Raw genomic sequence first — 6,424 nt, forward strand, 5'->3', positions numbered from 1 at the left:
AAGTGCATCAATATCTGGTGCTTTAAGGTAGCCCTTATGCTCCTTTTTATGAAAATCTGTAGGTGCCGCAACAGGATTTAAACCAAGTGATTCAAAAAGCATTATAGCCCTTGGCATATGTGTTGCCGAAGTCACAAGCGCAAACTTCTCGCCGCTGAGTATGCTTCTCAAAAAGAGAGCCTCCTCTTTGGTGTCTTTAGGATTTGGATTTAGAATCATATTTTTCTCTTCTACTCCCAAAGCGGCTGCAAGTTTGGCATTCATAATTGCATTTGGAATCTCAGTATCTCCCTCATAACCGGTAAAAACAAGCTTTGAGCCTGGAGTCTGCATATGAATAATTACTCCCTCCAACACTCTTTTAATACCGGATGAGCTTATGTTTGATGAGAGCGGTTGAGACTCATCCGTATTGTGTCCGCCTCCAAGAACATGGATATATTTTATATCCTTCTTGTATCCGTATTTAGGGTAGTTCTCTTCAAGATTTTTTACTAAAAAGTTTGAAAACGGTTCATAAGAGAAGAGAAGTAAAAATAAAAAAGAGAGAGATAAAAAGAGTTTTGAGATATTTTTTCTATCGACAAATAAAAAGTAGAGACCGATGGCAAATAGTGCCGATACAAAACCAAGCGGTTCAAGAAAAAATGTGACAAATTTCTTTAAATAAAATCCAAACTCCATACGCCTCTTCCCTCGTTAATAATGCAAAATTATAGTATAATTACAATAAATATAAGAGGGTTTAATTTGCAGGCATTTGGAAAATTTTCAACAAGTTTTGATGTAGAGTATTTAGTCGAGCAGTATATTTATATACCTGAGGATAGCGAGACTATAGATGTTAAAGCTCTAGAAGAGCTCTTAAGTAAAAAACGCAAATCTGTAATTGGAACTATATTTTTATACAATCCGACCATCGCTCCCGTGGGCTATAACACAAACTCAAAACTAGCCGCTCAGGGCTATGAGTTTGATGGCAAATTTTGTGAGCTAGTCTTCGACAACAACTGCAACCTCTTTGCTTCTGCCATAAAAAATGGATACAGAGGCAAACTTATAGAGATTAAGTATCTCTTTGGCATAAACAAACCCAATATAGAGCCGACACCTATTTTGGAGGAGTTTGATGCAGATTTGGACAAATACAGTAGCAATCAGCTTACAAGATACGACAAAGAGCTCAACTATCAAGACTATCTCAATATTCGCCTAAGCGGTAAGTTTGTCTTTTTCGGCTCTGGAAACAAGTTTGACAGACATCATAAACATATTATAACTTATGCCAGAAATTTGGTAGCTCAAACAAAAAAACTCGCCAAAGAGATAGCATTTATGCATGACAACAATCATGACGTAATAGAGAGTGAAGAGGGAGCATATTTTCTACCTCCTATTGCGAGCGGAAAATTTAAAGATGTAAGAGCAAACGCCTTTAAAAAAGCATTTTCAAAATTTCCTCCGCAGATTGTTAAAACGTCATAGAAAAAAAAGATTAATATAAAAGATAACAAACAATTTTTAGCTACTTTTAAATATCCTATAGTAAAATAAAGTTTACTAAGTCTAAGCCAAACTTATTGTGAAATAGGGACGGAAAGTCACGAGTCTTGCGCTATGCAAGATGGTCGGATTGCAACTTAACTTACCATATTCTTAAATATGTTTTGTTTCCCGCATCCAAATTTTTTCATAAGTCGTTTGTATATTTTGTTGGGAGAGTTATGTCTTATTTATATAAAATAGAACCAAAAGATAGTATCAATCTCGATGCAATCATAGACATAATTGATAAAAATGAAGATTTAATTGAGTACGATTATAACAACAAAGAAGATCTTATTTGTCTACAAATAGAGTTAACAAAAAAACTGACACATTTTGTAAATAAAATCGACAATGAAGAGGTAGACAAAAAAGAACTTCTAAAACATGCCATAAGAGAAGTATTTGAGCTAAAAAGCGGCGATATTATCATCATAAAAAACTCACAGATATTTATAAAACTCTTTGATGAGGGCAGCGTAAAGAGAATCTCTGATGAGGAAAAAAATACCATCGCTTCGAGATATAACGGTCTGGATGAAGATGAACTAAAATCATTTTACAATAACTTTTTTCTCAAAGAGCGCAACAAAAACTTCTTATATTTTGTTGCGGAACAGTTTGTTGACACCTATATGCTAGATAAAAAAATAGACAATTTTGTATATGAAAAATATGCTTTTTCACTGATACAATCTATTGTAAAAGAGCATCTTATAAACTCTTTTGATAAAAATGATGAATTTTTTAAAGGCTTTTCAGGCTATGTATTTAGAAAACACTTCAAAGAGGTCTTTAACCACATTGCAAACCTCTTGCTCTCTGAACTCAGCGCGTCAAACAAGTATATTACAGATTTTTTAAAGTACTACTCTCTAAACGTAGTAGTGCTAGAGGGGCAAAAATACAGAGTTCCAGAAATTGAAGCAGCGAACGGACTTAAGTGGAATGTTGCATCAATGATGTCTATTGTCAAAATATATGTAAAGACAGAGATGTCGCTTGAGACTATCAAAGAGCAAAAAGAGGAGTTAGAAGATGCTATTTCAGAGTACTACATAAACTCACTCTCACCGATTGAACATAACAACAAAATCATAAAAGAGATAGAAAAAATTTCTCAAAATCTCGTTTATGCAACGAAAAGATTAAATATCTACACGGATTCATTTGATTCATCTAAAAATCCGCAAGAAGCTGAGTCTCTTAAAAGTGAAATTAAAGAGCTTGAGTATGAAATAGAGATGAATAAAGATGAAAAGAGTAAACTAACATCAAAAATGGCAACCAAATCTCATATTGTAAAGTACAACAATATCAAAAGAGAGATAGATTCTCTAAAGAGACAAGAGAGAAGAGATGAGAAGATATTGGCGCAAAACAAAAATGCCTACCTCTCAATCAGAAACTCTCTGGTTAAAGCGCTTACTTCGAAAAAAATACTCATTGAAGAGGCGAGTTAAACACTAACCTCTTTAATGTCCGCAATATTTAAAATACTTTTGTAAATAGATGCTATAAGAGCTTTTCTATTGTTGCGCAGAGCTTCATCTTCGGCATTAACCATAACATCGTCAAAAAACTTGTCAAGTTCTGGCTTAAGCCCCAAAAGAGCGTCTAGCTCCTCTTCGTAGGAAGTATATTTTGCCGAACTTACTTCGCTGTATCTTGCAAAAAGAGCCTCTTCCGCACTCTGTTGAAAAAGTTTTGCATCGACACTGAATTTGCTAGACATATCAATATCTTTAGTGATGTTTGCAACCCTTTTAAATGTAGAAAACGATTCGCTAAAGCCTTCACTTGCCACCATGTTATCCAGTGCCTCTATTTTTTTACCGATTCTTAGAAGCTCTCTCTCACCGCTTAATAGTACGGCTTCTATAATGGAAGGATTTACCTTGAAATATTGTCTTACTCTCTCTAGGAAAAACACTTCAAGTTTTGATATATCAAACTCCGCATACTCTTTGCTTAAATGCTTTAGAGCACTAACAATATCAAATTCTAGATTATGCTCTTTAGTAATTCTAATCAAACCGTTTACCGCACGGCGCAGTGCAAAAGGGTCACGTGAGCCTGTAGGAATCTGATTTATGCTAAAGAGACCCAAAAGAGTGTCAAGCTTTAAGCTCATGGCAACAATAGCGCTCATGACGGTTGAAGGAAGGAGGCTCTCTTCGCCGTCGGGCAGATATTGCTCTTTTATGGCAATTGCCACTTCATCGCTCTCTCCTGATTTTTTAGCGTAGTAGTATCCCATAAGACCTTGAAGCTCCGTAAACTCATAGACCATTTCGCTCATTAAATCAGCTTTTGCTAAATCAATTGCACGATTCAACATCTCTTTTGTTGCACTTTGTGGCTTGTACATGTCAAAAAGAGCATCGGCAATTTTTCGCTCACGCTCTATCTTGTCGGCAACTGTTCCAAGTCCTTTCATAAACACAACTTTTTCAAGCCCCTCTGTGCTAAGTCCTTTTTTGAGGTCATTGTTATAAAAGAAGAGCGCATCTGCCAAACGAGGGCGCAGAACTCTCTCGTTACCCTCTATAACTTTAGAAAAATCGTCTGTTAAGGCATTTGAAACTACGACAAATCTATTTACCAGCTTGGCATCTTTAAAAACAGGAAAATATCTCTGATGCTCTTTCATCGAAGTAATGATAACCTCTGGGGGAAGCTCTAAAAACGCCTCATCAAATGAACCCAAAAGTGCCGTAGGGTGTTCCGTAATTGCTACAACTTCATCTAGCAAATCTTTATCTATCTCTATGGTGATGTTGTTCTCTTTTTCAAGGGTTGAGAAGTTGTTTAAAATACTCTCGCGTCTTACTTCAGGAAAAAGAGCCACACCGCCATTCTCAAGAGTCTCAAAATAATCTTTTGCGCCGTCTAGAGCCACCGAGTTGAAATTGCTTATACGGTGTACAAAGGTCTCTTTTTTTGATCTGACTCCAAAAAGCTCAATATCTACAAGCTCATCGCCAAAAAGCACATTTACCCAGCGAATCGGGCGGATAAAGCTCTCATACAGACTTCCCCATCTCATAGATTTACCAAAGTCCAAAGACTTAATCCACTCATATATTATCTCATCAAGAAGCTCTACCGATGGTTTTCCTTTTAGCTCTTTTTTGTAGTAAAGAACCTCTTTTTCTCCTTTTTGTGCGGAGCCTATCTCTTTAATATCTACACCGCATTTCTTTGCAAAACCGAGTGCTGCAGGCGTAGGATTGCCATCTCTATATGCAACTTCCAGCGGCGCCCCGAAAAACTCTTCAATGCTGTCATCTTGGCGTGTTTTAAACTCTCTATGCCACAAAACCAGACGACGAGGAGTATAGTAAAATTCAAATTCACACAAAAGTAAATTTTTCTCTAAAATATCAGCATATTTTTTTTCAATATTGTTTAACTCTTTTAAAAGCGCAATAGCGGGAAGCTCTTCAACACCAATCTCAATTAGTAGCGGTTTAATCATAAATAGACTCTTTTTTGTAGTTATTAATACCGCGATTTTATCTATATTTTTGTTAAATGCTAATAAATTAAAGAAGTCTTAATCAAAGCAGATAAAGAGCAAGGGAAGTTTTTTATAAATGATATTGTAGTTACAATGGCACATAAATTAAAATACAAGGATTTAAGAATGCCAAAAATCAATCGTTATGTTGATATAGATACAGTTGAGAGAGAAAGTAAAAAAGATTATATTGACCGTCATTCACCGTTTATTCACTGCGCAGATAGTGCTAAAGAGGGCGAGATGTTTAGCGTAACAGTTAAAATGGGAAATGAGTATACTCACCCTGATGATTTTGACCACTACATTGCCAACATGTCACTTTTTAACGGTGAAACTCTTCTATCTCGTGCTGATTTTACTGCCGGTGCTTTAGGAAATATGAAAGCTCATGCAACAGTGACATTTAACATTATTCCAACAGGAAACAAGCTTAAACTTACTGCTCAAGCATACTGTACAAAACACGGTGTGTGGGAATCAACTGAAAAAGTTGTAGAAGTAACTGCATAATCTATCTTATCAAGAGAGATTTTTCTCTTGATAAACCTCACTAAATATTTTTTTTATTTTACCTCTTCGGTCATATTGTCCAAAGTAACAAATAGCTCTTTTGATGCTTTTTCCGCCTCACTAAATGCTGAAATAATCTTCTCTGAATTCTTAACAGAACCGCTCTCGATATAGTCAGGAATTGTTCTAACCCTGTCATGGACAGTTTTATGAATAGGATCGATTTTACTGTATGCCGTCGTATAAGAGAATGACTCCTTCGCATCGCCCACATACCATTTTCCAAATCTGCAGCTGGTATGATCTGAAAATTTGAAATCGTGATCATCTTTAAATACAGCGCTGTATCCGCTAAGCTTAAATGCAATATGGTCCAGTTTGGCAAGAGTAATAAAGAGCTCATTGGAGATTTTTTTGTTTGAGAGCTGAATATCTTTTGCACCGTCAACAAGAGAGTAAAGACTAACGTTAAATGCTTCTAATTTCCTTAGAGATGAAGAGACTTCTTGACTCATAAGGTCTGAGAACTCCTGCATCATAGAGCTGTTTTGTTTAAGCAGGTTTATATTTACTTCAACCTCGTTTGTCGCTTTTTGAGTCCTCTCTGCAAGTTTTCTAACCTCATCCGCAACAACAGCAAATCCGCGTCCATGCTCTCCTGCACGTGCAGCTTCTATGGCTGCATTTAGCGCTAGAAGATTTGTCTGATCGCTTATATCTTTGATAAGTGCAATTACGCTTGTAATCTCATTTACGCTGTTGTTTAACTGCTCAGAACTTTCTCTGCTTCCTTCCATTTTCTGGGATATATTGTTTAGTGAGTGAACCATCTCCTCTGTAGAG

6 protein-coding genes and 1 riboswitch are annotated in these 6,424 nt (G+C 36.1%); of the genes, 3 read left to right on the top strand and 3 right to left on the bottom strand.

From position 1 onward, the window contains the following. Positions 1-684 (bottom strand): ElyC/SanA/YdcF family protein (locus IBX42_RS10735; protein WP_294932772.1); only part of this gene is annotated, 684 nt, incomplete at its 3' end. Positions 685-750: 66 nt separating this feature from the next. Here IBX42_RS10735 and IBX42_RS10740 point away from each other — a divergent pair. Then, positions 751-1,485: a hypothetical protein gene (locus IBX42_RS10740; protein WP_294932774.1), complete on the top strand. Its 735-nt coding sequence runs from the start codon at positions 751-753 to the stop codon at positions 1,483-1,485. Positions 1,486-1,560: 75 nt separating this feature from the next. After that, positions 1,561-1,641: riboswitch (cyclic di-GMP riboswitch) on the top strand. An 83-nt stretch (positions 1,642-1,724) separates the two neighbouring features. Beyond that, positions 1,725-3,008: a hypothetical protein gene (locus IBX42_RS10745; RefSeq protein ID WP_294932776.1), complete on the top strand. Its 1,284-nt coding sequence runs from the start codon at positions 1,725-1,727 to the stop codon at positions 3,006-3,008. Here IBX42_RS10745 and glyS read toward each other — a convergent pair. Next, positions 3,005-5,026, bottom strand: a complete 2,022-nt coding sequence (glyS, locus tag IBX42_RS10750; protein WP_294932778.1) for a glycine--tRNA ligase subunit beta — start codon at positions 5,024-5,026, stop codon at positions 3,005-3,007. The genes IBX42_RS10745 and glyS overlap by 4 nt on opposite strands. Before the next feature lie 168 nt (positions 5,027-5,194). Between glyS and IBX42_RS10755 the strand changes: the two genes are divergently transcribed. Continuing rightward, a complete protein-coding gene (locus IBX42_RS10755) occupies positions 5,195-5,581 on the top strand; it encodes a class II SORL domain-containing protein (protein ID WP_294932780.1) in 387 nt (128 codons plus the stop codon). Positions 5,582-5,634: 53 nt separating this feature from the next. On the opposite strand, the gene IBX42_RS10760 is transcribed toward IBX42_RS10755, so the two are convergent. Then, positions 5,635-6,424 (bottom strand): methyl-accepting chemotaxis protein (locus tag IBX42_RS10760; RefSeq protein WP_294932782.1); only part of this gene is annotated, 790 nt, incomplete at its 5' end.

The sequence above is a fragment of the Sulfurimonas sp. genome (genome assembly GCF_014859695.1).
GTDB lineage: Bacteria > Campylobacterota > Campylobacteria > Campylobacterales > Sulfurimonadaceae > Sulfurimonas.